Here is a 2077-nt window from a genome sequence, read left to right on the forward strand (position 1 = left end):
CTCGGGCATGGCGGGGATGGTCGGGGGTTTTTGCATCGACACGGCGCCCTCGAGAGCGGTCAAGTTCAAGCGAGTGTGCTCCGATTCTTACACGTTTCGCCCTGATCTGCGACCGCAGAGAAGTCCGGCCGAGTCGGGCCAGTCGAGTCGAGCCCGGCCCTCCCTCGCCTAACACGGTTCGGTCAGTCCACGTCGACTGCGGCACACACGGGTGTTGCGACGCCCGCGAGCGCGAGCTCGCCGACGGACATGACCGGGACGTAGGGTCGCGCACCCGCCAGCAAGCACGCAAAAGCTGGGCGCGCGTGGCTGCTGCATAGCAACAATACCGGGCGCTCGCTCGCGCCCGCGCAGATCCGAGCGACCACCCGCCCGCGCTCGGCCTCCGAGAGACCCAGGGACAGTCCCCGCGTGCCATGCTTGGCCCGCGCGAGAATTGCATCCTCGAGGTCGACCGTGGGCCGGCGCCAACGCGGGTCGCCCAGCTGGGCCGCGCCGTCACACAGGTCGCGGACCCAGTGATCGGCGAGGGCCTCGCGAGCGTGCTCGGGCCAGTGGCGACGCTCGGCTGGATCATGGAAGACGCGCTCTTCGGCCAGCGCCTGCAGCAGCGCGTCGGTGCTCGGTACCGGGATCCGCTCGCGCACGAACGCTCGCACGATCGTCAGCACATCGACGGGCTCGACCACGCGCATGGCCTGGCGGATCAGCGTGGGCTGACGGCGGCGGGCGGTCTCCAGCTCGGCCTCGATCGCCTGCAGGGTCACCAGCCGGGCCGCGCTGTCCATCAGGACCTGAAAGCAGCCGAGCACCAGCGCGTCGTCGCGGCCGGCCGATCCGGCGCTGGCTGATGGACCGCAGAGCTTCGCGTGGCGACCGCGGCCGAGCACACGCTCGCCCAGGCGCAGCTCGAGCTCGTTGGGTTGCAAGGCCGACCGTGGACGGGTCGGGCTCAACACGAGGCGAGGAATCGTGATCGCCAGCGCGGCCTCGCAGCGGTTGCGGAGCTCGGCGAGATCGTGGGTGATCGAGGCGCGGGCTGCCTCGTTGAAGTTTGTGTGGACGCGGATCTCTGGCTCGCCTGCTGGTTGCTTGCCGTCGAGTGTGCGCGCGCTGATCCACAGCGCGACCGCGACGAGTCCGACGGCCGTGGTCACGAACGCCAAGCCTGGCATTCCGGGGACGCCGGCGAGTAGGGCGAGCAAGAGCGCGGGGACCAGGAGCATCGCGGGCTCGAGCCAGGTTGCGCGGGTGTGTTGGCCGCCGACTTGATCCACCCGGGCGACGAGGAGCGCGGCGGCGAGGGCGATCAGTAGTGCAGGCAACTGGGCGAGCAGGCCGTCGCCGATCGCGAGTGTGCCGTAGACTGAGAGGCTCTCGCCGACGCCTCGGCCGGCGCGGAGGGCTCCGACGGCGACTCCGCCGATTAGGTTGATCGCGGTAATCAGCAGGCCGACGACGGCGTCGCCCTTGACCCAGCGCATGACACCGTCCATTCGTGCGAAGAACTCCGAGCGCTCGCTCAGGGCGGCGCGGCGGGCTTGGGCTTCGCGTGGGCTGATTGTGCTGGCGCGTAGATCTGCGTCGATTGCTGCTTGTTGGCCTGGCATGCCGTCGAGCGCAAATCGAGCCGCGACCTCGGCGACTCGCTCGGCTCCGCGGGCGATCACCAGGTATTGAATGGCGGTGATGACGGCGAACATGACCGCGCCGACGAGGAGATCGCCGCGTACGACGAGACCTGCGAATGCGTCGATGACTTGGCCGGCGTCGGCCTGGGATAGGATGAGGCGGGTGGTGGAGACGTTTAGGGCGAGGCGATATAGGGTTAGTAGGAGGACTAAGGTTGGGAAGGCCAGGAACTCTGCTGCTCGGCGGACTCGTAGGCCTGCTACGAGTAGTATGACGGCGGCGGCTAGGCTCAGGGAGAGGAGTAGGTCTACGATCTGGGTGGGGAGGGGGATCAGTAGGCATAGTAGGAGGGCGATGACTATGGCTGCGGGGGCTAGGCCGGGGATGTCGCGGGCGAGGGAGCGGGCTGCGGCCGCTAGGGGGGCTAGGCCTGGCGATCGGGGGG

Annotated in this window: 1 protein-coding gene; it reads right to left on the minus strand. The window is 68.9% G+C overall.

Features of this window, described 5'->3' with window-relative positions:
- Positions 1 to 182: 182 nt before the first annotated feature.
- Positions 183 to 2018 carry an FHIPEP family type III secretion protein gene (locus ENSA7_RS41525; protein WP_342352862.1) on the minus strand — a complete coding sequence of 612 codons (1836 nt, stop codon included), beginning with the start codon at positions 2016 to 2018 and terminating at the stop codon, positions 183 to 185.
- Between the last annotated feature and the right edge of the window lie 59 nt (positions 2019 to 2077).

Source organism: Enhygromyxa salina, assembly GCF_002994635.1.
Taxonomy (GTDB): domain Bacteria; phylum Myxococcota_A; class Polyangia; order Nannocystales; family Nannocystaceae; genus Plesiocystis; species Plesiocystis salina_B.